Annotated in this window: 13 protein-coding genes; 9 read left to right on the top strand and 4 right to left on the bottom strand. The window is 73.7% G+C overall.

Annotation, left to right across the window (positions count from 1 at the left end; all coding sequences use genetic code 11):
- Positions 1–233: 233 nt before the first annotated feature.
- Both WMF36_RS34815 and glyA read left to right on the top strand, forming a co-directional pair.
- On the top strand, positions 234–1,610 hold the full coding sequence (locus WMF36_RS34815) for a dihydrolipoamide acetyltransferase family protein (RefSeq protein WP_437575112.1): 1,377 nt from the start codon (positions 234–236) through the stop codon (positions 1,608–1,610).
- Complete coding sequence (gene glyA / locus WMF36_RS34820; RefSeq protein WP_437479901.1) at positions 1,607–2,878, top strand: serine hydroxymethyltransferase; 1,272 nt, start codon at positions 1,607–1,609, stop codon at positions 2,876–2,878. Before WMF36_RS34815 ends, glyA begins: the two co-directional genes overlap by 4 nt.
- A 78-nt stretch (positions 2,879–2,956) precedes the next feature.
- On the opposite strand, the gene WMF36_RS34825 is transcribed toward glyA, so the two are convergent.
- Complete coding sequence (locus WMF36_RS34825; protein ID WP_437575113.1) at positions 2,957–3,775, bottom strand: hypothetical protein; 819 nt, start codon at positions 3,773–3,775, stop codon at positions 2,957–2,959.
- Between the two features lie 272 nt (positions 3,776–4,047).
- Here WMF36_RS34825 and WMF36_RS34830 point away from each other — a divergent pair, with 272 nt between their 5' ends.
- Both WMF36_RS34830 and WMF36_RS34835 read left to right on the top strand, forming a co-directional pair.
- The gene (locus WMF36_RS34830; protein ID WP_437575114.1) at positions 4,048–4,326 is read left to right on the top strand and encodes a hypothetical protein; all 279 of its coding nucleotides are present in this window, start codon (positions 4,048–4,050) and stop codon (positions 4,324–4,326) included.
- A 188-nt stretch (positions 4,327–4,514) separates the two neighbouring features.
- Entirely contained in the window at positions 4,515–5,117 is a 603-nt protein-coding gene (locus WMF36_RS34835; protein ID WP_437575115.1) for a hypothetical protein, read from the top strand.
- Positions 5,118–5,302: 185 nt separating this feature from the next.
- Here WMF36_RS34835 and WMF36_RS34840 read toward each other — a convergent pair whose 3' ends face one another.
- Positions 5,303–5,641 (bottom strand): HU family DNA-binding protein, encoded by a 339-nt coding sequence (locus WMF36_RS34840; protein ID WP_437575116.1) that lies wholly within the window; start codon positions 5,639–5,641, stop codon positions 5,303–5,305.
- A 363-nt stretch (positions 5,642–6,004) separates the two neighbouring features.
- Positions 6,005–18,229, bottom strand: a complete 12,225-nt coding sequence (locus tag WMF36_RS34845) for a tetratricopeptide repeat protein (protein WP_437575117.1) — start codon at positions 18,227–18,229, stop codon at positions 6,005–6,007.
- 621 nt (positions 18,230–18,850) lie between these two features.
- On the opposite strand from WMF36_RS34845, the gene WMF36_RS34850 reads away from it, so the two are divergent.
- From WMF36_RS34850 to WMF36_RS34860, 3 genes are all read left to right on the top strand, one after another.
- Positions 18,851–19,534, top strand: coding sequence for a hypothetical protein (locus WMF36_RS34850; protein WP_437575118.1), 684 nt, complete (start codon positions 18,851–18,853; stop codon positions 19,532–19,534).
- Positions 19,535–19,987: 453 nt separating this feature from the next.
- Complete coding sequence (locus WMF36_RS34855) at positions 19,988–20,518, top strand: hypothetical protein (RefSeq protein ID WP_437575119.1); 531 nt, start codon at positions 19,988–19,990, stop codon at positions 20,516–20,518.
- 192 nt (positions 20,519–20,710) lie between these two features.
- Positions 20,711–21,079, top strand: coding sequence for a VOC family protein (locus WMF36_RS34860; protein WP_437575120.1), 369 nt, complete (start codon positions 20,711–20,713; stop codon positions 21,077–21,079).
- A 264-nt stretch (positions 21,080–21,343) separates the two neighbouring features.
- Here WMF36_RS34860 and WMF36_RS34865 read toward each other — a convergent pair whose 3' ends face one another.
- The gene (locus WMF36_RS34865; protein ID WP_437575121.1) at positions 21,344–22,681 is read right to left on the bottom strand and encodes a carotenoid oxygenase family protein; all 1,338 of its coding nucleotides are present in this window, start codon (positions 22,679–22,681) and stop codon (positions 21,344–21,346) included.
- Positions 22,682–22,866: 185 nt separating this feature from the next.
- On the opposite strand from WMF36_RS34865, the gene WMF36_RS34870 reads away from it, so the two are divergent.
- Positions 22,867–23,925, top strand: coding sequence for an AraC family transcriptional regulator ligand-binding domain-containing protein (locus tag WMF36_RS34870; RefSeq protein ID WP_437575122.1), 1,059 nt, complete (start codon positions 22,867–22,869; stop codon positions 23,923–23,925).
- Between the two features lie 641 nt (positions 23,926–24,566).
- Positions 24,567–24,806 (top strand): addiction module protein, encoded by a 240-nt coding sequence (locus WMF36_RS34875; RefSeq protein WP_437575123.1) that lies wholly within the window; start codon positions 24,567–24,569, stop codon positions 24,804–24,806.
- The last annotated feature ends 255 nt before the right edge of the window (positions 24,807–25,061 follow it).

Genomic DNA, 25,061 nt, shown 5'->3' on the forward strand with positions numbered 1-25,061 from the left:
CGATTCCAGCCTTCCTGCGCCGGGCGTCTCGGCGGGGGCGGCTCGCCGTCGCCGAGGCGGCCCCGGCGGCTGAGCGCGGCGCGGGCACCGGCAGGATGAATAGACCCGAAAAGGATGCGCAGCGGGCGAACACTGTGTCGTTGCTCTCGAAGGACGGGCGGCGTATACGACCGTGCCGCCGTTGCCCGAGAAACGGGCGCTCAGGGCGGGGAGCGTTGGAGGAGCGAGAAGCGATGGTCGATGTTCGCATGCCACAGCTCGGCGAGAGCGTGCTCGAGGGGACCGTCTCGAGGTGGCTCGTGCGCGAGGGCGATTTCGTCAAGCGCGAGCAGCCGCTGCTCGAGGTTGCGACCGACAAGGCAGACACGGAGATCCCGGCGCCGATCGCCGGCCGTGTCGCGCGGATCGCGGTGGCCGAGGGAACCGTCGTCGCCAAGGAAGGTCTGCTCTGCCAGATCGACGAGGCGGCGGCGGAGTCGCAGGCCACAGCGGAGCCCCGCCCGCCGAGCGCGGCCGCAACCGGCTCGCCGGCGCCGGCGCCGGTGCACCACCCGCGGAACGTGGCCGCGGCCGGCGCCCCGGCGCAGGGCAGCAATGGACATGATGAGAGCGCCCGCCCGCTGTCGAGCCCCTCGACGAAGAAGCTGGCGCTCGAGTCGGGCGTCGACCTGCGCGGCGTGCAGGGGACAGGCGACCACGGCCGGATCACCCGCGATGACGTGATCCGCGCGGCGCACGGCGCAACCGCCGAGCCGGCGCCGGCGCCGCAGGCGAGCGCGTCGCCCCAGCCGGCAGGCGCGGCGAGCCCGGCGGCGGAGCTGTCGCAGCTCATCCAGGCGAGCGGCGGGTTCGTGCCGCCGGTGCCCGGCGTCGGGTTCGGCGCGTACAAGGTGCCGCCCTACTCGCCCAAGCCGGGCGACAAGGTGGTGCCCTTCAGCCGGCGCCGCCGCATCACCGCCGACCACATGGTCTATTCCAAGGTGACGTCGCCGCACGTGGTGACGGTCGCCGAGGTCGACCTGCACGAGACGTCGAAGCTGCGCGACGCGCACAAGGACGAGTTCAAGAAGGCGGGTGCGTCGCTGACGTTCCTGTCCTTCATCTGCGCCGCGGCCGTCCGCGCGCTGCGCGAGCACCCGGAGCTCAACGCTCGAGTGCTCGAGAACTCGTACGTGGTGCTGCGCGACGTCAACCTCGGCGTGGCGGTGGACACGCCCGGCGGCCTCATCGTCCCGAGCATCAAGCACGCGGACGAGCTGGCGCTGCGCGGCATCGCGAGGAGCATCGACGAGCTGGCCGGGCGAGCGAAGTCGGGCAAGATCACGGCCGACGATCTCGCGAACACGACCTTCACGGTCTCGAACCCCGGCCTCAAGGGCAACCTGTTCGGCGGCGCGATCATCTCACAGCCGAACGTCGGCATCCTCCGGATGGGGGAGATCAAGAAGCGCGTCGTGGTGGTCACGAAGGACAAGGAGGACTCGATCGCGATCCATCCGGTCATGTTCCTCGCGCTGTCCTACGACCATCGCATCATCGACGGGGTGTTGGCGAACTCGTTCCTCTGGCGCGTCACCGACATCCTTTCACGCGGGGAGTTCGAGGTATGAGCGTGAAGAACGACGTGCAGGGCCTGCGGCCGCTCGACGAGGTCGATCCGGAGATCGCCGAGCTGATCCGCAAGGAAGAGCGGCGGGAAGCGGACACGCTCCGGCTGATCGCCAGCGAGAACTACGTGTCTCGGGCCGTGCTCGAGGCGACGGGCTCGGTGCTGACGAACAAGTACTCCGAGGGCTACCCGCACAAGCGGTATTACGAGGGCCAGCAGCAGGTCGACGTGGTCGAGGAGCTCGCGCGCACGCGGGTGGCCAAGCTGTTCGGGGCCGACCACGTGAACGTGCAGCCCTACTCCGGGAGCCCGGCCAACCTGGCCGTCTACCTCGCCTTCGCGCAGGCGAACGACACGATCATGGGCCTCGGCCTGCCCGCCGGCGGGCACCTGACCCACGGCTGGTCGGTGAGCATCACCGGGAAGTACTTCAAGAGCGTCCCCTACGGGGTGCGCGAGAGCGATCACCGCATCGACCTGGACCAGGTCCGCGACCTGGCGCGCGCCCACCGGCCGAAGCTCATCTGGTGCGGGACGACGGCGTACCCGCGCACGCTCGACTTCGCCGCGTTCCGGGCGATCGCCGACGAGGTCGGGGCGATCCTGGCGGCGGACATCGCGCACATCGCGGGGCTCGTGGCCGCCGGGGTGCACCCGTCGCCGGTGGGCATCGCCGACGTGGTGACGTCGACGACGCACAAGACGTTCCGGGGCCCGCGCGGCGCGATGATCCTGTGCAAGAAGGAGCACGCGAGCGCGATCGACAAGGCGGTGTTCCCGGGCCTCCAGGGCGGGCCGCACAACCACACGACGGCGGCCATCGCGGTCGCCGCGAAGGAGGCCGCGGAGGACGGGTTCCGGGGCTACGCGAAGCAGATCGTGGAGAACGCTCAGGCGCTCGGGCGCGCGCTGGAGTCGCGCGGCTTCCGGCTCATCACCGGAGGGACCGACAACCACCTCCTGCTGATCGACATGACCCCGAAGGGGATCGCCGGGAAGCCCTATGCGCAGGCGCTCGATCGCGCGGGCATCGTGGCGAACTACAACTCGATCCCGTTCGACCCGCGCAAGCCGTTCGACCCGTCGGGGCTCCGCATCGGCACGCCGGCGGTGACGTCGCGCGGCATGGGCGTCGCCGAGATGGAGCGCCTGGCGGCCTGGATGGATGACGTGGCGCAGAACATCAACGATGAGGCGCGTATCGCGCGCATCGGCGCCGAGGTCGCGGAGCTCTGCCGCGGCTTCCCGGCGCCCGGGATCCGCGTGTAACACCTCGACGATCGACGAGGCGAGCCCCCGAGGACGCCCGGAGAGAGATCTCCCGGCGTCCTCGGTGCTTTTGCGGCGTCACTTCACGTAGAGCTGCGCGGCCGCCACGCCCGAGCCGGCGGTGGCCTTGACGATGTACTTGGCGTTGATGCCCACGGGCAGCGACCAGCGGTAGCAGTTGCCCCGGCCGCCGAGCGCGGCGTTCGCGCCGGTCAAGTTGTCCTGCGCCAGCACCGACGAGCCCATCGGGATCGGGGTCAAGGCGACGAGGCTGATGTCGAGCTCGGTGATCCCCGCGCCGACGCCGAGGACCGTGTAGCACTTGCCAGGCATCAGCTGGATCTGCTGCTCGAGCGTCTGCCCGGCGGTGAACTGGCCCGCGATCGGCCCTCCCTCCTTCGTCATGCCCGGCGCCTCGGTCGCGGCGAGGTTGTTCAGCGGGATGGTCGCGGCGGTAGCGAAGTTCGGGTCGACCGGCGACGCGCTGCCGGTGCTGCTCCCGCCGCTCGGGGCGGGCTGCTGGCCGCCGGTCGGCTGGCCGCCGGTCGGCTGGCCAGGGAGCGGGAACGGCCACGGGAAGCCGCCGGGCTGCGCCGAGGGCGCCGGGGCCGGCTGCGTCGGGGCCGGCTGCGTCGGTGCCGGCTGCGTCGGGGCCGGCTGCTGGTACCCGGGCGGCGGCTGCTGGTATCCGGGCTGCTGATAGCCGGGCTGCTGGTATCCGGGCTGCTGATAGCCGGGCTGCTGGTACCCCGGCTGCTGGTATCCCGGCTGCTGGTAGTAGCCGGGTGGGGGCTGGCTCGCATAGCTCGGCGGCGTGGAAGCCTCTCGCTGTTGACAACCAGCAGCGAGGGCGGCGGTGAGGACCATGGCTGGCAGAACGCCAATCGTACGGAGCAAAAGAACCTCCTCGAATTCCGGCAGAACGCCGCGTTCAATCTCACTGACGGGCTCGCGACGCAACGGTTCGCTCGCGGGGAGCTGCCCGGAGCGAACCCCCGAGGCCCGCTCAACCGGGCTCCAGGGCCGTCCGCCGGATGTCGCTTTGGACGTGTCCCGCCCTCGCTTTCATCGCGCCCGTCCGGCGGATTGATGCTGCTTCTGCCACGATTTCCAGCGTCACTGCCGTCAGGCTCGGCTGGCCGAGGGCAAAACGTGAGGTAGACTACAGCATGACCGACCAAGGCTCCCGCGCGAAGCTCGATCGTCCCGGAGAGTTTGCGCAGTGGTTCCTGGAACGAGAGATGCTGGCGAGCGCGGGCATGGGGATCGCCGCCGACAGGGCGCGGCTGCACCTCGGGCGCGCTGTCACCTTCCTGGAGCAGGGAATGCTGCGCGAGTCGCTGGCGGAGGCGAACTCGGCCGCGTACCTCGACGACGCGATCCGGCCCGAGGCGCTCCTCGTGGCGCGCATGTGCATCCTGCGCGAGCTCGTGGGCGGGTCCGGCTGATCGGCGCGAGAGGCGACCGCCTGCGCTGGCCCGCCTGCGCGAAGACGCCTCGCACATAGCCCCCGGCCCCTGTCGGGTGTATGAGCGCCCGCGAGCGCAGCTGTCCGAACGAGGAGCCGCGGCGTGCGGCAGGGCTGTGCGCGAGGAGGCCGCAGATGACGGTGACGGGTAGGTCGTTGGGTTCAGCAGTGCTCCTGGCTCTCTCGGCGGCAGCGCTGGGTTGCGGCGGCGGCAGCAAGGAGTCGGAGTTCGCGGACGATCCCCCGGACGCGGGGGCGCTGCCGCCCCCGCAGCCGACAGCGTCCGCCCCGCCCCCGGACGCCGGCCTGCCGACGGTCGGGGTGCCCACGGCGTCGCCCTGCGATGGAGTCCAGTCGCTCGCGATGACCACCATGTTCCAGGGCCGCGCCACCGGCGAGGCGCCGAAGATGCAGCCGGAAGGGGCGCCGGTGTGCAACGTGGTGCCCGAGGGGCAGACGGCCTCGGGGCAGACCTTCATGCTCCAACCGGGCCATTGCTACACGTTCCTGGCGCAGGCGCTCCCCACCGTCACCGAGGTCGATCTCCAGCTGGAGCTCGACCTCAACGCCGGAGGACAGCCGGGGCTCGCCGCGTTCAACCTGAAACCGGTGGTCGCCGTCGACTCGGACACCGGCCCGACAGCCGCCATCGGAGCCAAGCAGAGCTGCTACCAATGGCCGTTCCCCATCCCGGCGACGGTGAAGCTGGTTGTCAAAGCGCGCACCGGATCGGGTCCAGTGGCAGCGCAGGCCTACAGCCGGAAGAAATGACGCAAGAAGCGACGTGACGGCGCGGGCGGCGGCTCCGCCGCTGCCCGGCCCCCGGAGCGGGATCAGGCCGGCGGCGCCGGGCCCCGCCGGACACGCCCGGAGCGACCCGAGGCCGGCGCGGGGCCATGGAGCAAGAACGGCCACGTCGCCGTGGCCGCCCTGCGCTCCGCTGGAGATCCGTATGCCTAGAGGAGCGCGTCCTTGATGGCCTTGATCGGCCGAGCGCGGACCGACTTGCTCGCCGGCTTCGCGGCGAAGGTCATCGGCTGCTTGGTAAACGGGTTGATCCCCTGACGCGCCTTCGTCGCAGGGCGCTTGACCACCCGGAACTTCGCAAAGCCGGGGAGCGTGAACGCGCCCGACTTCTTCAGCTCGCGATGACCGATCGAGATGAGAGACTCGAGAACGTTCTTCACCTGCTTGCGGCTCAGCTCATCACCGGCAGCTTCGGTGATGGCCTGGATCAGGCCGCTCTTGCTCAACGTCTTCTTCGCGCCGCCCCCGGCCGTCTTCTTAGTTGCCATGGCACTCTCCTGGGACATGAGCCCGCGCGCGACACCTCGTCGCGCACAGCCTTAGTGAACCTTACACACGACTCAGGACAAAAAAAGACAAAAATGCGGGGAGAAAACGCGATTTCTGAGAGCGGGCATCGCGCGGACCCCTGAAAGGCCGCGCCGGAGCGGCGCGCCAGAGGGGGAACGAGCCGCTGGGAGGGCCGCCGGCGCGGCGCCGCCGTGGACCGGAGAGGCGCCGTCGAGAGGCCAGAAGGCCGCAAAATGCCGCTGGAATCGGGCGGCCCCGCGCCCCCGGCGCGCCGCCTCGGGCGGCCCCGAGGGCGGCCGCCGCGACCTGGGCATACCTGCGAAGACGGGCGGGAGGGGGGTTTAGCCGGCGCGCAGCTCGTCGAGGAGCGCCCGGGCCGCCTCGAGCGACCCGTCCTCGGAGACGGATTTGTCGAGCATCAGGCGCGCTTTGCGGCGGTCGCCGGCCGCGAACGCCATCGCCCCGAGGTGGTAATAGGCGAGCGCGCGCGCGGCGAGCGTGGTGCCGCCCTCGCCGGGCTCGGGGGCAATCTTCATCAGGGTGACCGCGCGGTAGGCGCGCGCGGCGAGGTCCTGCTCCCCCAGCCCGAGCGCGCTCTCGCCGAGCGCCATGGCGAGCTCGCCGTTCTGAGGGTCGTTCTCGAGCGCCCTCGAGAGCGCAGTGAGCGACTCGCTCAAATTGCCCTCGGCGTCCTCGATCCGCGCGAGGCGGTGGTAGACGGCGCCGAGGAGCCGCGAGCGGCGCCCCTTGCTGGCGACGATGAGCTCCGAGGTGACCGCGCGCGCCTCCTTGGGGCTGCCCGCGGCCGTCAGGGCGTCCACGAGCAGGAGGGCAACCTCGTGATCCTCCGGGCGGAGAGAGCGCGCCTCGCGGAGCACCGGGGCCGCCTGCGCCGCGTCGCCGACGTCGAGGAGCAAGCGGCCAGCCTTGACGAGGAGGGTGAAGCGGCCGGCCACGTCGGACGCGGCCGCGGCGTCCTCCAGCGTGATGGCGGCGAGCTCGCGGCTCGCGCCGATCTCGGCGTAGAGCGCGCGCAGGCGATCGCGGATCTCGGCGTTGCCCGGCGCGGCGCGGCGCGCGCGCTCGAGGCCGCCGCGGGCGTCGCTCAGGTGGCCGGCGCGCGCGCAGGCGCCCGCCAGGCGGAGCGCGGTGGCGACGAGGGCGTCGCCCTCCTCGAGCGCGATGAGCCGGCGGTAGACGGCGCTCGCGGCGTCCCACCGCTCGGCGGACTCCTCGAGGCCGGCGAGCGCCTTGAGCGCCGCGCGATCCTTGGAGTCGACGTGGAGCAGATCGCCGAGGTGGCCGCGCGCGCGCTCGAGATCGCCCGAGCGCGCGAGGATCTCGGCGAGGCGCAGCCGGAGCGCGCGCGGCGCGACGGCCGCCGACCCCTCCGACGCGGGCTCGGCGGGCGCGGCCTCGGCCTCGACGGGCCGCGCCGCCGCGCGCGCGAGCGCCCGATCGAGCTCGGCGACGAGCTCGCGCGCGTACTCGGCGCCGCCGAGCGCGTAGGCGCGCTCGAGATCGGCGAGCGCGCGGTCGCCCTGCCCGAGCGCCCCGTGGACCTCGGCCCGCGCGCGGTAGAGCCACGGGTCGTCCGGGCTCGCCTCGAGCGTCGCCGTGAGCGCGCGGGCCGCGCGGGTGTGCTCGGAGGCCGCGCCGCACGCGTCGATGAGCGCGAGCAGGACGTCGCGATCCCCGGGGGCGACGCGGAGGGCGCGATCGAGGAGCTCGGCCGCGGCCGCGGCGTCGCCCGCGCGGTCGCGGAGGATCTCGGCGGCGCGGCAGAGGGCCCCGACGCGCGCCCCGTCGGTGCCGGCGACGTGCGCCGTGAGCACGTGGAGCTCGGCGAGCGCGTGCCACGCCTCGCGGGCCGCGTAGCGCGACGCGAGCTCCTCGCGGAGCCGGTCGCTCGTGGGGCAGACGGCGTAGCCGGCCTTGAGGGCGGCCTCGGCGGCGACGTCGTCCCCGCGCGCGCCGTGCAGCTCGGAGAGCTCCAGCGCGAGCTGGGCCGCCTCGCCGCCCTGCTCGATGCGCAGGAGCTTCTCGAGCGAGTCGACGAGATCGTCGGCGTTGTCGCGCTTCCGGCCGAGGCGCACGAGGGCGCGCAGGACGTCGCGGTTCGTGGCGTCCCAGTCCACCGCCCCGAGGTAGACGTCGCGCGCGCCGCGATCGTCGCCGCGCTGCTCGAGGAGGGCGCCGAGGCGCATCGAGATCGACGCGATCGAGGCGACGTCGGCGCGGTCCTTCGCGGCGTCGAGCTGCAGGGCGAAGAGCTCGCCGAGCTCCTCGGTGCGGCCGGCCTCCTCGAGCATCGTGGCGAGGAGGATGGCGGCCTCCACCTGGGTCGGGTCCTCGTCGAGGATGTCGCGGAGCAGGAGCGCGGCCTGGGCCGGCGACTCCCGCGCGAGGAGGCGCGCGCGCTCGAGGCGCAGCGCGCAGCGCTCGGAGATGTCGTCGACGAGGGGGACCGTCTCCTCGAGCAGCGCGGAGAGGCGCGCGGCGTCGCCGCTCCGGCGGTACACGCCGGCGAGGGGCATCCAGATCTCGCGCTCGGCGGGCTCGCGGGCGCGGAGCTCCTCGTAGAGGCGCGCGGCGCGGGAGAGGTCGTCGAGGGGGCTCGCGGCGAGCTCCGCGGCGTGCAGGAGCAGCGCGCGCTCGTCCTCGGGCTCCGAGGCGCGCGCGGCGCGCTCGCACAGCCACGCGGCGGCCGCGAGATCGCCGGCCTCCTCGCGGAGCTCGGCCAGCGCGACGAGCGCCCACGCGGCGCCGGGCGGGTCGGACGAGGGCGGCGCGCCCGGGCCGACGATGCGCTGCAAGATCGACTCGGCCTGCTCGCGGTCGCCGAACGCGCGGGCGGTGCGGACCGCCTCTTCGAGGACGAGAGGGCCCTCGATCTCCGCGAGGAGGAGCAGCGCGTCCACGAGCGCGCGCGGGCGCCCGCTCTGCCGGGCGAGGCGCTCGAAGAGGCGGATCGCGCGCGGGTTCCTCGGATCGGCGCGCAGCGCGTCCCGCAAGATCGCCTCGGCGCGGTCCGGATCGGCGTGGAGATCGAGCGCCTCCTCGAGGAGCGAGATCGCCGGATCGACCTCCGCCGGGTCCGACGCGAGCAGCGTGGCCAGGCGGTACCGCGGCTCGGCGCGATCCGGGCGGTTCGCGGGGGCGGCCGGCGCGTCCTCGGCGCGCGCGGCGTCGGCGTGGGCGATGCGCTTGCGGAGGACGTCGGCCTGCGCCGGGCGGTCGCCGAGGCGCTCGTAGAGGGCCTCCAGGGAGCGCCACAGCGGCTCGACGTCGACGCCCGCCTCGCGGCCGGCGGAGGGCCCACCGGCCGCGATCTTCGCCTCGGCGCGGCGGTAGACGGCCGCGGCGCGCTCCTGGCTGTCCGGCGCGAGCTCGAGGGCGCGGCCGAAGCGGAGCAGGAGCGCGATCTCGTACGGCTCGCCGGCCGCCCGCGCGACGAGCCGCTCGACGAGGTCGAGGTACCGGCGCGTCTGGTCGAGGCGGCGCGCGAGCTCGAGGGCGGCGTCGTGGGCGGGGCCCGCGCCCGGCGTGAGATCGAGGGCGCGCAGGCGGGCCGCGAGCGCGGGCTCCAGGCGTTCGAGCGGCCCCTCGTAGAGCGACGCGAGCTCACCGAGCGCCGCGGCGGCGTCCTCGGCGGGCTCGAGGGCCGGGCCGGCGAGCCGCGCCTCGAGCGCGCGGGCGAGCAGGTCGTGGCGCCCGCGGGCGCGCAGCGCGGCGAGGAGCTTCTCGTGCTCGGCGTCGCTCTCGCGCGCCGCCTCGAAGGCGGACTCGACGTACTCCACCTCGCGATCCGGCGCCCCCTGCCGCCGCGCGATCTCGCCGAGCGCGAGGAGGACCTCGGCGCGGCTGAACGAGGTCGCGGCCGGGAGGGCCATGCTGGAGCGCATCGGCGGCATCGTGCTCCGCCGCGCGCCGACGAGCCCCTCGCCCTCGTCGCGGGGCCGGCGCACGACGAGCAGCAGCGCGCGGTAGGCGCGGTGCGCGCGCTCGAGCTGGCCGTCCTCGAGGGCGAGGCCGGCGAGGCCGTGGAGCGCATCGGGGTGCGCGGGATCGACGCGCAGCGCGAGGTCGAACTCCGCCATCGCGCGGGCGCGATCGCCCGTGGCGAGGGCGACGCGGGCGAGCTCGTAATGGACGAACGCGCGCTCCTTGGGGCGGCGACTGCCGAAATCGGCGATGATCGCGCGCAGGGCGGCGGTCGCGTCGTCGGTCCTGCCCGCGGCGGAGAGGGCGCGGCTCCGCGCGAGGCGCAGCGAGAGGTCGTCGGGGGCGAGGACGATGGCCTCGTCGAACAGCGGGATCGCGGCGTCGGGCGAGCCGCCGCGCGTGAGGTAGAGGTCCGCGGCCTCGCGGAGGAGCGAGAGCCGGGCCGGCGCCTCGTCGGCGCGCGCGGCGTCGCCCGCGATGAGCTCGGCCAGCGCGCTCCACGCGCCCGACGCGCGGTAGAGGTACGCGAGCCGCTCGCGGAGCGGCGCGGGCTGCGCGGCGCGGGGCACCGCCCGCTCGAGGGCGGCGCGGGCGCGGTCGGGCTCGCCGGCGGCGAGGTACGCGTCCGCGAGGCGGAGCGCCGCCTGGTGCAGCTCCTCGGGCGGCGCGCCCGCGCAGAGCCGCTCGAGCGCATCGGCGGCCGCCGCGTGCTCGCCGCGGCGCGCGAGCAGCCGGGCGAGGGCGTCGAGCGCCTCGACGGAGCCGATCTCCGCGGCGCGGCCGTAGCTCGCGATCGCGCGCTCCGGCTCGTTGAGCTCGTGCTCGGCGAGGGACGCCGCCTGGAGCCAGAGCTCGGCGGCCGCCGGGCCGGCGCCGGCGGCCTCGCGCGCGGCCGCCTGCTCCTCACGGAGCAGCATGAGCTCGCGGTGCAGCCCGCCCGCCTCGAGGAGCGAGGCGAGCTTGTCGATCGACGCGGCGTGCCCCGGGCTCTCCGCGAGGTTCCGGCGGAGCAGCGCGATCGCCTCGGCGGCGCGCGCGGTGTCCGAGAGGAGCTCCGCGGCGTCGTACCGGAGCGCGACGCGGCGATCGAGATCGCCCGAGACCTCGATCTGCCGCTCGCGCAGGCGCACGAGCTCCTCGCGCCGCGAGGCCTTCCGGAGGAGCGCCGCGAGGCTCTCGCCGACCGGCTCGTCCGCCGGCTCGTCCTCGAAGAGCCCGCTGTAGAGGGCGATCGCCGCCTCGGGCTCCGCCGCCTCGGCCGCGACGCGCAGGAGCCGGCGCCGCTCGCTCGACGCGAACGGGAGCGCGGCGCCGCGCCTGCAGAGCGCGACGATCTGCGGCCTGTCGCCCGCGTCCGCGAGCATGCCGAGGAGCGCGTCGATCGCCCACAGCGCGGCGCGCGAGGGGGGCCACGCGCCGGGGACCGGAGGCTGGCCCTCCTCGTCGCCGAGGCGCCGCACGGCGATCTCGAGGAGCTCGGCGGCGATCTCGCGGGCCGGGGCCGCGTCGCCCGCGTCGCGCGCGGTCTCGACGGCCTCGCGGTAGAGGGCGAGGTCGTGCCCGGTCGCCGCCGCGAGCCGGAGCAGGGTCGGGACGAGCGAGGGCCCGCGCCTGTGCCGGAGGAGCTCCGCGAGGTCGAGCAGGATGGCGCCGTTCGTGGGGTCGTGGAGGAGCGCCCGCTCGAACGCGCGCTCGGCCGCGTCCGCGTCGGCGCGCGCGTCGCGGTGCCAGCGGCCGACGCGGAAGGTGAGGTCGCGGAGCGCCCCGGCCGGCACGTCGCCGCGCCGCTCGAGCTCGGGGAGCGCGTCGGCGATCGTGTGCCAGCGGCCCGCGAGATCGGTGAGCCGCAGGAGGCCCTCGGGCGGCTCGGAGCCGGGCGAGAGGAGGAACGCGCGGAAGGCGAGCTCGAAGGCGCCCTCCCGGTCGCCGCCGCGCTCCTCGAGGAGCGCGGCGGAGGCCTTCAGGATGGCGACCCGCTCGGCGTCCGCCTCGGCCGCGGCGAGCCGCGGCTCGAGCAGCGCGACCACTGCGCGCCAGTCGTCCGCGGCGGCGCAGATCTCGAGCAGCGCGCCCACGGCGGCGACCAGCGCGCCGCGGTGCTCGGCCGACGCCGGATCGACGCGGCGGAGCAGCTCTTCCAGGCCCGCGCGCGCCGTGGACGAGCCGTGCGCGTTCCCCTCCCCGCCCTCGCCGCGCTCCCCGCCCTCGCCGCGCTCCCCGCCCTCGCCGCGCGCGGCCCGCTCGGCCGCGTGCGCGCGGCGGTAGCCCTCGACGGCGCGCTCCCACGCGAGCGTGCGATCGCGGTGCGTGTCGCCGAGCCGCCGGAAGAGCTCCGCGCTGCGCGCCGCGCCGGCCCCGCCGGGGAGCGCGCCCGCCGCGGACGCCTCGACCTCGAGCAGCGCGACGAGGTCGTCCCAGCGCTCGGCGCGCGTGTAGAGCGCGGCCAGCGCGTCCCCGCTCTCGGGATCGGGCGCGAGCTCCTCGCGGATGCGGCGCCAGGTGGCGATGGCCTGATCGGCGTCGCCGAGCTCGCGCTCGAAGAGCCGCGCGACGCGCCCGAGATCGCGCCGGCCGCCCACGCCGCCGCGCACCGCCGCGCGGCGCTCCAGCACGGCCGTGAGCTCCCGGTAGCGCCCGCCCTCCTCGAGGAGGGTCGCGAGCCCGTCGAGCGCCTCGAGGTCCTGGCGGTCGTCGGTGAGGCGCGCCGAGTACGCCGCGATCGCCCGCGCCTCGTCGTGGAGCCGCGACGAGGCGAGCCGCGCGAGCTCGCCCAGGGCCTCGCGCCGCGCCGCCGGGTCCGTCTCGATCGCGGCGAGCGTGTCGAGCACGTCGCACCGCTCGGCGATGCGGTCGCCCTCGGCGAAGAGCCGATCGAGCGCGCGGGCGGCGTCCCGCGCGGCCGCGGCGTCGCCGTGGCGCTCGGCCAGCGAGAAGAGCCGGCGGAAGAGCGCGATCGCGCCGTCCGCGTCGCGGAGCCGGTCGCGGCGGAGGAGCGCGGCGTCACGGACGAGCGCGAGCGCCTGCTGCGGGTCGCCGGCGCGCGGCTCGGCCGCGGCGAGGACCTCGGCCAGGCGGTCGTGCCGGCCGAGGCGCTCGGCGAGCTCGGCGAGCTCGGCGCGATCGCCGGCGTCCGACGGCCTGAGCTCGACGAGCTCGGCGAGCCGCGCGAACGCGCCCGGCTCGTCGCCGAGGGCGTCGCGGCGGAGCCGCACGATCTCGCGCAGCAGCGCCGGGCGGTCGTCGACGTCGGCGCCCTCGAGCTGGATCTCCAGCACGCGCACGAGGTCCTCCGGCCGCCCCTCCTCGCGGTAGTGCTTCGCGAGCAGGACGGCCGAGCGCTGCCGCGCCGCGCGCGCGGCGAGCGCGCCCGCTTCGCCGGCGGGCGCCTGCTCGGCCGGGATCGCCCCGAGGATCCGCTCGAGCAGCGCGAAGGCGGCGCGGGGCGCGCGGGGCGCGTCGTTCGCGCGGGATGTGCGGGACGAGAGCCACGCGTCGAGGAGCTGCTCGACCACGGGGAGCGCCGACGCCGCGTCGCCGACCCCCTCGATCCAGAGGAGCGAGATGCGCTCGCGGAGCCGCTCCGCGCCCTCGCCGGAGAGCCTCGGCAGCTCGGCGGTCAGGAGATCGATGAGCGGCCGGTGCCTGCCGTGCCGCTCGTAGAGCCGCTCGAGCGCGGCGCGGGTGCGCGCGTCGTCCTGGAGCGGCAGCAGCTGCTCGAGGTAGCGCATCGTGCGCTCGCCGTCGCCGGCGAGATCGCGCGCGACGGCCGCGGCGTCCTCCAGGAGGAAGATGCGCTCGTCGGGCACCGTGGTGCGCTCGAGCATCGCGTCGTAGAGCGCGAAGAGGTCCTCCCAGCGCTCGGCCGCGTTGTAGGCGAGCTTGAGCCGCTCGAAGCCCCAGAGCGAGCCCGGCACGAGCTCGACGAGCCGGCGGAGCAGCGCGAGGGCAGCCTCCGGCGCGTCGAACCACTCCTCGTGGTGCTCGACGGCCCGCCGGCCGATCTCCTCGATGACGTCGGGCGGGAGCGCCGCGCCCGCGTCGTCGAGCGCCGCGGCGTGAGCGGCCGCGACGCGCTCGGGCTGCTTCGCCCGGCGGCCGATCTCCTCGAGCCGATCCCAGAGGGCGAGCTCGCCTGGCAGCTCGGAGACCGCGCGCAGGGCGACCTCGAGGCCCCGCGCGGCGTCGCTCTCGTGGTGCTCGAGCAGGCGCTCGAACCAGCCGCGGCGGACGGCGGCGCGCTGCGCGGACGCGAGGCTGCCCGCGTCGAGCGCGCCGCGCGGGGAGCCCGGCGCGACCTCGCCCGGCGGGAGCGGCGCGGGCGAGCTCGCGAGGAGCGTCTCGAGCAGCGCGATGCGCGCCTCGGGATCGTCGAGCGCGTCGCACGCCCGCTCGAGCAGCAGCGCGGCGCGCGCCTGCGTCTCGGGGCGCCCCAGCGCGTGCTCCGCGATCTCGAGCACCGCGGGGTCGATCGTCCCGGCCTCGATCGCGGGCGCGACCGCGTCGAGCGCCTCCGCCGGCCGATCCAGCTGATCGAGCAGGAGCGTCGCGAGCTCGACGTCGAGCGCCACGCGCGCGCTGCCCTCGCTGCGATCGCGGCGCATCGCGAGCACCTCCGCCGCGCCCTCGTGGTCGCCGAGATCGGCGAGGAGGCGCCCCCGCGCCGCGAGCGCGTCGTCGTTCTCGGGATCCGCCTCGACCAGCCGGGCGTAGAGCGCCGCGGCCGCCGCGCGGTCGCCGTTCTCCTCCTCCCACGCGGCCCACGCGGAGAGCGCCCTGACGCCCTCGCCCTCGTGCGCGCGCTCCACGAGGAGCGTGAAGAGCCAGCGCCGGTCCACGCGGCGCGCGAGCGTGTCCGGGCTCTGCGCGAGGAACGCGCGGAACGCCTCCAGCGCGGCGGGGTCGAGCGATCCAGGCGCGACGTCGCCGCCGCCGGGCGGCGAGAGCAGGCGCCGGTAGACGGACGCGGCGTCGTCCTGCCGGTCGGGATCGGCGGCGAGCACCCGGGCGAGGGCGGCGTCGATCGCGCGGACCCGCGCCGCCGCCGTCTTGTCGGCGGGCGCGCTCCCTTCCCCCTCGGTCCTCATGCGATCGCGGAGATCGAGCGCGGCGTCGACGAAGCGCGACGTCGCGCGCGCCCGGATCGCCGCGTCCTCGAGGGCCGCGAGCGCCGAGAGCGCGTCCTCGTCGGTCGTCGCTATGTCGAGCAGGACCTCGCAGACGGCGGCGAGCCGATCCCAGGCCCCCTGCCCGCGGTAGAGCGCCGCGAGGCGGCCGGCGGCGTCGCGGTGCCTCGGCGAGACGGAGAGCACGCGCTCGTAGAGCTTCTGCGCCCGCTCCGGATCCGCGAGCGGCCCCTCGGCGAGCGCGGCGGCGCGCAGCCAGGCCGCCACCGCGGCGTCGAGGTCGCCCGGGCCCGGGGTGGCGCGCGCAGCAGCGGCGCCCGCAGCGCCCTGGGCGTCTGCGTCGCCGGCGGCCTCCGCACCGCCCGCACCGCCCGCGGCGCCGATGCCGAACGCCGAGAGCTCGCCGAGCCGCTCCAGCCAGAGCGCCTCGTCCTGCGGATCGCCCGAGGCGGCGACCCGCCGCTCGAGCACCTCGCGGAGCAGCGCGGCGTCGCCGGCGGACAGCGCGAGCGCCTCCATCGCGGAGAGCGCCGCGTCGGAGAGCGCCGCGCCGCCCGACAGGATCGCGCGGTAGTGCGCGACCGCGCTCGGGACCTTCCCGCCCTTCGCCGCCGCCTCGGCCATGCGCAGCTCGCGCGCGACGCGCTCGTCGAGCGGGGCGCCCGGGAGCCGCTCGGCCAGCGCGTCGTAGAGCGCGTCCCACGCGCCGCCCGCCGCGTACGTCTCCAGCAGCGCCTCGTACGCCGCGTCGTCGCCCGGGTCGTCCTCGATGGCCGCGCGGTACGTCGCGGCCGCCCCGGAGATGTCGCCGACGTCGCGGCGCTGGATCGTGCCGATCGCGTGCAGGAGCTCGCGCCGTCGCGCGGGCGGGCACGGCTGCGCGAGCGCCTCGCGGTAGAGCGCGAGCCGCTCCTCGGGGCTGCCCTGCTCGCGCAGGAGCGCGTCCACCCGCGCGATGAGCTCGCGCGACGACGGCTCGAAGGCGAGCGCCCGCCGGTAGAGGGCGAGCGCCTGCGTCACGTCGCCGCGCGCGAGCAGCGCCTCGCCCGCCCGCCGCGCGAGGTGCGACAGCGCCGCGCTGTCCACCGCGCGATCCTCGAGCGCCCCGGCGAGCGTCGGCGCGCGCCGCGCCGACTCGCTGCCGTGCTCGGTCAGCCGCTCGACCTCGGCGACCCACCGGGCGAGCTGCTCGGGCGCGGCCGCGGTCGCGAGCGAGAGCCCGCGCGCCGCCAGATCGAGCGCCTTCTTCGGATCCCTGAGCTCGCGCTCGGCGACGGAGGCCGCCTCCTCGAGCGCCGCGAGCCTGCCCGAGACGTCAGCCGGCGCCGGCGCGGCCGCGCCCGGGGCCCACACGACGGGCGCGATCTCCGCCCGGGTCTCGAGCACGCGCACGAGGAGCTGCGCCGCGCCTTCCGCGCGCGCGATCGGCTCCAGCAGCGCGCAGGCCGCGAGCCGCTGATCGTCGGACAGCAGGAGGTAGGCGCTCTGCCGCGACGGAGAGGCGTCCCCGCCGCCGGCGCCGCTGCCCGGGGACGGGCCCAGCATCTTCTCGACCGAGAGCCGGCTCGGCCGATCGGTCGGATCGAGCGCGAGCGCCTCGCGGTACGCGGCGATCGCGCCCGCCGGATCGTCGAGCCGCGCCATGCGGATCGCGCCGATCCGGCCCAGGACCGAGGCGCGCTCCTGCCCGGCCGCGAGCTCGGCCTCGGCCTCGAGGAGCGCCTCGAGCTCGGCCCAGCGCCGCTCTTGCTCGAGCAGCGGGATGAGCCGCGCGTGCGCCTCGCGCGACGCCCCGAACGACGCGAGGTAGCGGCGCCAGGCGGCGACGGCGGCCGGCAGGTCGGCGAGCCGGGTGCGCAGGTCGGCCGCGCGGAACGCGAGCCCCCGCGCCGTGCGGCGATCCGGCTCCGTCTCGGCGCGCCGCTCGAGGACCCACGCGAGGCCCTCGTGCGCGGCCGTGGCCTCGTACAGCCGCTCGAGCGCGGCGAGGGCGCGCGGCTCGCGCGAGGAGCCCGCCTCCGCGAGCTTGCGGTAGGCGGCGATCGCGCCCGCGGCGTCGTTGAGCTCCTCCTCGTAGAGGCGCGCGAGCTGCTCCGCCGTGGCCTCGCGCGCCTCGGCCTCCGTCTCGGCCTCGGCGAGCCGCTCGAGCGCGCCGGCGAGCCCGCGCGCGTCGCGCTCGCGCTCGCAGAGCTTCGCCAGCCCGCGGGCCGCGCGCAGCACGGCCGCGGCGTCGGGCTCGCCGTCGAGCGCCTGCTGGAACGACGCGCGCGCCTTCCGGCCCTCCCCGAGGCCGTCATACAGCTCGCCGAGCTCGGCGGCGATGTGCGCCCGGAGTGGCTTGTCCTTGGCGCCGGACGCGGCGCGCATGAGCACGCGCGCCGCGTCGGCCCGGCGGTCGAGCACCGACGCGAGCGCGAGGAAGCGCTCGCGCACGGCCTCGTCGGACGGGTCGACCGCGAGGATCTGCTCGGACAGCGAGAACGCCGCCGCGAGATCGCCGAGCCTCTGGAACTGCAGCTCGACGAGCCGCTTCTGCACCTCGACGCGGCGCGGCCCGCGGAGGTTCTCGATCTGGAGGGCCATCATGCGCGCCGCTTCCTGCGACCTCCCGCGCCGCGCGTGCGCGGACTCGAGCGCCGCCGCTGCGCGCACGACGACGGTCTTGCGCCCGAGCAGGGCCTCTGCGACGCGGAAGGCGGCCTGGTGGCCCGGGTTCTGCGCGAGCACCTCCTCGATGTGCGGCAGCGCCCGCTCGATCTCCTTGAGCGGGCCGCTGTAGAGGTCGATGAGCCGCGCGCGGATCTCGAGCGCGTCGGGCGGCGGCGTCTCCGCGGCGAGCGCCGGCTCGAGTATCCTCGCGATCTCCTGGAGCCGCCCGGCGCGCGCGTAGCGCGCCTCGAGCGCCCAGCGCGCCGACGAGTCGACGGGGTCGGTCCGGAGGATCTGCTGGAGCAGCTTGACCGCGCGCTCCTCTTCTTTCGCGTTGGCCTCGACGAGCTCGTAGGCGCGGCGGAGCAGCGCGAGCTGCTCGGCGCGGTCTGCGCGGTAGCCCGCGGCGAGGGCGTAGAGGTCCGCGAGCTTGGGCGGCTCGTTCGCCTCCTTGAGGATGCGCTCGAGGCGGACGAAGGCCTCGTGGTGCGAGGGCAGGACGGAGAGAGCGCGCTCGAGGTAGGGGCGAGCGCCGCCGGGATCGCCGAAGAAGTCGGCGAGGAACTCGGCGGCGTGGACGAGGACCTCGGCCTGGGCGGCCTGCGGGAGCATCCCGAACCGCCGCTCGCTGGCGAAGCGCTCGTACGCGAACGCGAGCTCGGAGAACCGGTCGTGGTGGGCGGCGGACTCATGGAGCTTCGCCCACAGCTCCGGGTGCGGGCTTCCCTTCGCCGCGGCGGCCACGAGCACGTCGAGCGCGGCTGCTTCGTTGTCGATCCCCTGCTCGAGCGCAGCTTCGAGGTTGTCGATACGAAACGAGACGCGCGCGCTCTTCGTGTCCTGCTGCATGTTGGATCCGGACCTCGGCTGGCGATGGGGCAAGGCGCCGGCGTGCCGGCGCTGCCGTCGAACCTGCGCCCGCAGTGCGCTGCGGAGCGTCGCCCAAGGTAACAGGAGCGTTTCCCAAATGGGCTCGGCGATCGGGGGCCCGGCGCGGGCGGGGCGGGCTCAACCGCCGGGGGCGGCGTTGCGCGGCGCGCGGGAGCGCGGCGACGGCGGCGACGCATTGGCCGGGGCAGAGGTACCGAGATGCGGTGAGGCGTGGTGGGGCGACCGCGCCTGCCCCGCCCACGGGCGCCTGGCCCCGTCTCCAGGCGGCCCCGGACGCGCGACCAGCGGGCGCGCCTTCGAGGTGATGCGTTGTCTGCTCCTCGGCGCTCGGGTAGGCGCACCGCCGCCGTCTTGCCACCTCCAGCGCCGAGGCGGTCCGAGCGACGGCGGCCCGACGTCGATCGCGCCCGCCGCGCAGCATGGCTCACCACGTGGGGTTCGCCTGTCCGACTCCTCGCTTCGAAGCCTCCGAGCCAGCTTCGACGATACCGGTCTCCGTATTCTCCCCTGGCCGCCGCGGATCGCCGGGCGGCGGGTTGTGATAGTGCTCGTCCTTCCTGGGGGGAGAAAGACAGCACCATGTCGGAGTCGAAGCTCGCCGCGCCGCAGATGGTCATCGATAGCCGGATGCTCTATTCGAGCTGGGTACCGGCCGATCCGGACGCCGCCGCGGCGCTCTTGCCGAACGGACTCAGGCCCGCCGCGAACAGGGCCATTTACATGAACCAGTACGTGGTCGACAAGCCGGAGCAGACCTCCGGCTTCGGAGAGTATTCGCTCACCTACCTGGGGCTGGATCTCGCGGATCACACGACGCCGGACGGCGCGGGCCCGGCCCGCTTCTTCACGCACTACTTCAACTCTTCCGACGCGGTGCGCCGGTACGTGAGCGAGCGCGGCGTGCCGGCGTCGCCCGGGTCGACGACGCTCGAGCTGCACGGCAGGGAGCTCGTGGCGACGACCTCGGTGGACGGCGTGCCCATCCTCCGGACGCGGGCGCACGTCGGCAACAAGATCGGCGTGGTCGCGCGCGGCCACCTCACCTACGTGACGAAGATCGGGGATCGGCTCGTCGCCGGCAACTACCCCTACATCGCGGACATGGCCGATCCGTACGAGCTCCTGTCCGTCGAGTTCCTCGCGAAGGATCATCCGGTGTATGCCCTGCGCCCCGGGAGCCCGATCCAGGTGGTGAAGAGCGCCTCGTGGTACTCGCCCCGCGACTCCTTCGTGTATCCGGGCGGCGAGCGCGAGCTCGCCTGACGGCCGGCGCCCGGGCCCTCCGTCGCTCCGGCGCGGCGCTCGGCCTCACCGGCTACAGCGACCGGAGTTGAAACCGTCAAGACCAAGGACGCCAACAGAGCCCAGAAATTCGCTTCTTTGCGCCCTTGGCGCCTTGGCGGCTCAATCTCTTCTCCTCCCGGGCCGTCCCCGGTGTTCTGTCCCTCTCCAGGAGGCGAGCAGCCCTGTACCCATCCTGCCCGCCCGGCCAGCGCGCGCGGGTTTCCAGGCCGGCAAGGTGGATCTCATGGGATCTCGCCAGAGCGCCCGACGAGGAAGACGGGAAGCTTGGAGGGCGAATGGACCTCCGTCGCCGCCCGCCCTGCCGCGCTGGGCGCGCGCGCTCCCATCGTGCACAACGGGGCCCCCGGTACGTCGGTTGCTCCCGAGCCCCTCCGCGGCTGGAGACAGCCGCAATTACAAGGGAGAGAACGAATGAACCGACTGATTCGCTTCGGAGCACTCTCGGCCTTCCTGTCGCTCGTCCTCTGGGGCGGCAAGGACGTTGCGGCCGCTCCGATACCCGCCGATGTGAGCAGCAAGCAGCTCAAGGACCTCACGACCACAGATGTCGAGTCCACGTGCCAGTCGCTCACACCGAGCCTCTCGCTCTCCAAGGAGGACACCTGTGAGTTCGTCGGCATGCTGTGGTCCACGGTCGGAGGCGTGTGCAGCGTGGTGAAGGAGAAGTGCATGGCCGAGACCCAGCAGCCGCGGGCGGACGAGGCCCCGGCGCCTGCGGAGAGCTGTCTGCCGCCGGCCGAAGCGCGCACGGGCTGCACCGCGACCGTGGCCGAATACGAGGCGTGCCTGCTCGCGCACGTCACGCAGGTCCGGGCGCTCACGTGCGCTTCCACCGAGACCGAGCTGGAGGCGGCCATCCCGGCGTGCGATCTGATCTCGCAAAAGTGCCCGGATCTCGCCGGCAGCGACGAGGGAGAAGGCCAGGGCGCCACCCAGCCCTGACGCCGCCGCGCGACGCGCCTCGCGGGCCGCTGCCCACCTCGGGCCGCTCGCGGGGCGCTCCGCCTCCTCCTGCTCCTGAGCGCGCTCACGTCCGCGGGCCTCACCGACGTTGCGATCTGATATCTTCTGCGAAGTGGAGCCGGTAGCCTGGCGGTGGGTAGCCTGCCGGTCCACGACGCATTGGAGGGCTTTATGCTGAAAAAAGTGGCATTTACGATGTTTCCGGTGAAGGACACGCCGCGCGCTCGCGCTTTTTACGAAGGCACGCTCGGCCTGCGCGTGGGCAGCCACTCGGACAACGGGGTGTGGACCGAATATGACCTGCCGGGCGGCGGCTGCCTGGCGCTGTTCAATCACCCCGATCCGAAGTCCGCTGCCGCTCCGGGCGGCGCGAGCATCGCGTTCGAGGTCGAAGACCTGGACGTGCTCGTCGCGCGGCTCAAGAGCGAAGGCGTGGAGTTCATGGCCGACGACGTGCAATCGCCGGTGTGCCGCATGGCGGTCATGCAAGACACCGAAGGCAACACCATCATCTTGCACAAGCTCAGGAAGAGCCCATGAAGCCGGCGCGGAGGGAGCGCCAGGGACCGCCCCTTTTGTAGCGGAACGCCTCGATGACGGCACGCAGAGCGGCTGGTCGTCCCGGAGCATGCGCCTTTGCGCGAAGGGCTGGTCTATCTGCACAACCAGAAAGCCGCGCTCTGCGAGTTCCTCTCCGACGGGGAGATCCGGTCGCCGGCATCGTGGCCTGACAGCGGTCAGGCGCGAGGCCGGCGACGAGCACTGCCCGCGAGCGCTGTGGGCGAACCTCGACTCGAGCCCGCATCAGGCAGGGCGCCAGTTCCCATGGAAGCCCATCGGCACCAGTCGCGGAACCTTCGCCGTGCCGATTGGCCCTTTCCTGATGTCGATCGCGTCAAAGACCAGCAGTTCGCTGTACTGGCTCTCGCCGCGGCGGGCGAGGGCGATGACCCATCCATCCCCTTCGCGACTGCTGGCGCTACGCGGGATGAAGAGAGGTTCGCCCAGAGAATCCCACGGCCCCACCTCGTAGGTCGACCGAGCACCCGTCCGCAGATCAAGGTGAACCAGGGTGTCGAAATGGACGAAGCCCTTGGCCCGCGTGTCGGCCAGATACCAGCCATGTCGGTACGGGCGGCCAGTGTAGCGTTCGTCGAAGCGTGGCAGCTCGCCGCTGAGGTCGTCCAGCTCCTGGCGGCCAATCGTGTTCGTGGCCCCGGACAGGTCGATGCGCCAGCGGACGAATCTGGCGGCCGGATAGGCGCCCAGCTGGCCGTCGACGCCTGGAATGAGCGGCGCGCGCGGAAATTCCATCAGATCCGCGTACAGGGTGTCGCCCTCCTCCCACGCGTTCATGGGGTGGTAGAAGTGCCGGGCTTCGCAGCTGAACCACCGCATCGCCCCGATCTCGGCGTTACGGGGCAGGACGCCGACGCAGGTCGGCCGATCTGGCTCCCAGGCGTACGCTGGGCCACCCCGCATGACGCGGTCGAGATCACCAACCACGGGAAGCACGGGGAAGAGGACATAGTTCTGCGTGATCACGAAGTCGTGGGCGAGGCTGCAGTAGGGGGCCTCAAAGTTGTCGCGACGCGCGACCGCACCCGCGCCGCTGGTGACGCCGTAGGACATGGTCCGTGAGAACGGCGCTTCGCCGACCCCGTGGGCGAACCAGACCATCTCCTTTGTCGCCGCATCAAGCTTCGGGTGGGCGGTGACATTGCCGCGGTAAGCGTCGAGATACCCGCGCGGGGCGAGCGTATCGGGGTCAAGCTCGAAGGGGCGGCTGCCTTCCGCCATCGCGAGCAGCTTGTTCCCGTGCCAGACGATGTTTGTGTTCGCCACGCCCGGATCGATCCCGGCGACGGAGGGGTCTGTATTGCCAGGATCGTCCATCGACCCGAAGAGCGCGCGTCCGGCGGCGTGTTCAGCTTCCCAGCGGGGCGTGCGGACGAAGCGATTGCGATAGCGGACCGCGCCGTCCGCGATCGAGAAGGCGTGAACCATTCCATCGCCGATGAACAGATGGTAATCGCCCCGCGGCTCGAACTGCGGGTTCGGGCCGTTGCGATAATAGACGCCGGCGATCTCCCGCGGGATCTCGCCGGCGATCGAAAGCTCGAAATCGTCCTCGTCGCGCACTGGGGCGAAAAGGCCGGATAGATATGGATTTCTCATAGACAGCTCTCTTTCCTCGCCCTGTCGGGGCTGAGATGGTGCACGTCATTCTTTGCCACTCCGACCCGGCCTCATCTTGACATCGAGCGACATTATTTTATCATTTGGCGACATGACGGCTCCCGGCGGTGGGGCCCGAGGGAGGTCCGATGTCGGTCGTCAGCGTGGAAGCCATCCGCGGTTTCCGGAGCCTCGTGGCCGAGCTCGGCGGAGATGCCGGGACGCTCCTTTCGCGAGCGCGCATCCGGACCGACGCGTTCGACGACCCCAGGAACCTCGTTCCGATCGCGTCCGTGTTCCGTCTGCTCGAGGACGCCGCGCGCGCGCTCCGCTGCCCTGACTTCGGCCTGCGCCTCGCCGCGCGGCACGACATCGGCATCCTCGGTCCGCTGGCGATCGCCGTACAGAACAGCGTCACCGTCGGCGACGCCTTGGCGTGTGCGTCGCGGTATTTGTTCACGCACAGCCCGGCGGTTGCGTTCTCGACGCGACCCGCCGAGCGCGACGGTCGCGTGCTGCTGGCATACGAGATCCGGCTGGAACGCCCGCAATCGACCGTTCAGGACACGGAGATGACCGTCGCGTTCGCAGCGCGCGTCGGCGCGTTGCTCTCGGAGGGGCGCCTTCACTTGAGGCGCGTGTGGCTCCCTCACGCGCGCTGCGCACCGATCGCCGCCTATCGAGCGCACTTCGGGGTGCCGGTCGTCTTCGAGCGTGATGTCGCGGCGCTCGAGATCGACGCAGTCGACCTCTCCTTGCGCATCTCCTCCGGCCGCCGCGAGCTGCGCGAGCTCGCGGTGCACTATCTCGAGTCTCAGTTCGGCGCGCAGCAAACGCCCCTCGCGGCGCGGGTTCGCGAGGTGGTGCTGCGGTCACTGGGAACCGGGTACAGCGCCAGCGCCGACGTCGCCTCGGCGCTGGGGATGCACCCGCGCACGCTGCAGCGCCAGTTGCAAGCCGACGGTACGAGCTTCGAGAAGATCAAGGACGAGGCCCGCGCGGAGCTTGCACATCGCTACCTGGCGCAGGGAGGTCTGCCCCTCTCGCACATCGCGTCGTTGCTCGACTACAGCGAGCAGTCGGCGTTCACGCGAAGCTGCTACCGCTGGTTCGAGCGCCCGCCGCGGGTGATCCGTGCGGAGCTCGTGGGGAGAAGGCGCGCCGAGGAGGCGGGCGAGCCCGCTGCTCGCGCGGACACCCTACGCTGACCCGGTGACCACCGCTCCGGCGCACGCGGCCGGGGTCAGGCCCTGCTTCCTCTGTACCTTCCTCTTCGGGCTCCATGACCGAACGGGCATTCCGCCGCCCCGACGGATCAGCGACCCGTTTGGACCCGACGCCAGGACCCTCAAGGCAATTCAAGAGGTTGCATCTAATGGCGTGCTCTGCCAGGGCTTGGCGTGGATCATCGCGCAAGTCATTGCTCACGGCGCGGCCCTTCCGGAGTTCCCACCGCCAAGCCTCTTGAGGGCGCTGAACCGATCTCGTCACCGCTCGACTCGAACGACGGAGCCCACACCGCGCTCCAGCGGCTCGAGACGCCGGTGACCAGGAGCACCAACATGCCTCGTCGCGGCGACAGACCACCCAACATCCGCATGGATCCGACGGAGCTTCGCGCCGCGGCTCATCCGAGCGTTGGGCAGCCGAGCCGCAGAGGTTCGCGTTGCACTGACACCAAGGACGTCGCGGCACCATGGGCATGTACGGCGACGGCACAAGAACGGGGCGCTGGTTGAACGGGCAGCGGAGCCCACTCATGACGCGTCTCGCGGATGCCGTCAGCACCCAGACTGCCCCGTCCGATCGTCGGGGATGCCCATGGGCCAAATCCTGCTATAATTCCGACATGTCGTCCAGGAATGCCGTGCTCGCCGAGGCCCTGCAACTTCCGCCGGAGGAGCGAGCAGACGTCGCGAAGCGCTTGATCGCCAGCCTCGACGGACCCGCGGACGAGGACGTTGAGGCTGCCTGGCTCGCCGAGGTTGAGCGACGTCTGCAGGACGTCGACCGCGGCACAGCGAAGGTGGAGCCCTGGGACGCTGTTCGGGAGCGGCTCGCCGGGCGTCTCCGCACGAACCGCAAATGAGGGTCGTCGTTCTCGACGAGGCGGATGCCGAACTTGCCGCCGCCGCGGACTGGTATGAGCAGGAGCGAGAGGAACTCGGTGACGATCTGCTGGCCGAGGCGATCGCGTACTGAATGCGATCGCGGCGAGCCCGACCACATGGCCTCTCGTTCCGGGCAGCAAGATCGTCCGCCGGTTCCTGTTCACACGGTTCCCGTACGTGGCCTACTTCGTCATCCGGGACGAGCATGTCCTCGTGCTGGCGTTTGGCCACAC

It is taken from the genome of Sorangium sp. So ce887 (assembly GCF_051521455.1).
Classification (GTDB): domain Bacteria; phylum Myxococcota_A; class Polyangia; order Polyangiales; family Polyangiaceae; genus Sorangium.

What these genes read in the sequence shown, in the direction of transcription:
- WMF36_RS34815 (WP_437575112.1), top strand. Translation starts at nt 234, where the DNA reads ATGGTCGATGTTCGCATGCCACAGCTCGGCGAGAGCGTGCTCGAGGGG.
- glyA (WP_437479901.1), top strand. Translation starts at nt 1,607, where the DNA reads ATGAGCGTGAAGAACGACGTGCAGGGCCTGCGGCCGCTCGACGAGGTC.
- WMF36_RS34830 (WP_437575114.1), top strand. Translation starts at nt 4,048, where the DNA reads ATGACCGACCAAGGCTCCCGCGCGAAGCTCGATCGTCCCGGAGAGTTT.
- WMF36_RS34840 (WP_437575116.1), bottom strand. Translation starts at nt 5,641, where the DNA reads ATGGCAACTAAGAAGACGGCCGGGGGCGGCGCGAAGAAGACGTTGAGC.
- WMF36_RS34845 (WP_437575117.1), bottom strand. Translation starts at nt 18,229, where the DNA reads ATGCAGCAGGACACGAAGAGCGCGCGCGTCTCGTTTCGTATCGACAAC.
- WMF36_RS34850 (WP_437575118.1), top strand. Translation starts at nt 18,851, where the DNA reads ATGTCGGAGTCGAAGCTCGCCGCGCCGCAGATGGTCATCGATAGCCGG.
- WMF36_RS34855 (WP_437575119.1), top strand. Translation starts at nt 19,988, where the DNA reads ATGAACCGACTGATTCGCTTCGGAGCACTCTCGGCCTTCCTGTCGCTC.
- WMF36_RS34860 (WP_437575120.1), top strand. Translation starts at nt 20,711, where the DNA reads ATGCTGAAAAAAGTGGCATTTACGATGTTTCCGGTGAAGGACACGCCG.
- WMF36_RS34870 (WP_437575122.1), top strand. Translation starts at nt 22,867, where the DNA reads ATGTCGGTCGTCAGCGTGGAAGCCATCCGCGGTTTCCGGAGCCTCGTG.
- WMF36_RS34875 (WP_437575123.1), top strand. Translation starts at nt 24,567, where the DNA reads ATGTCGTCCAGGAATGCCGTGCTCGCCGAGGCCCTGCAACTTCCGCCG.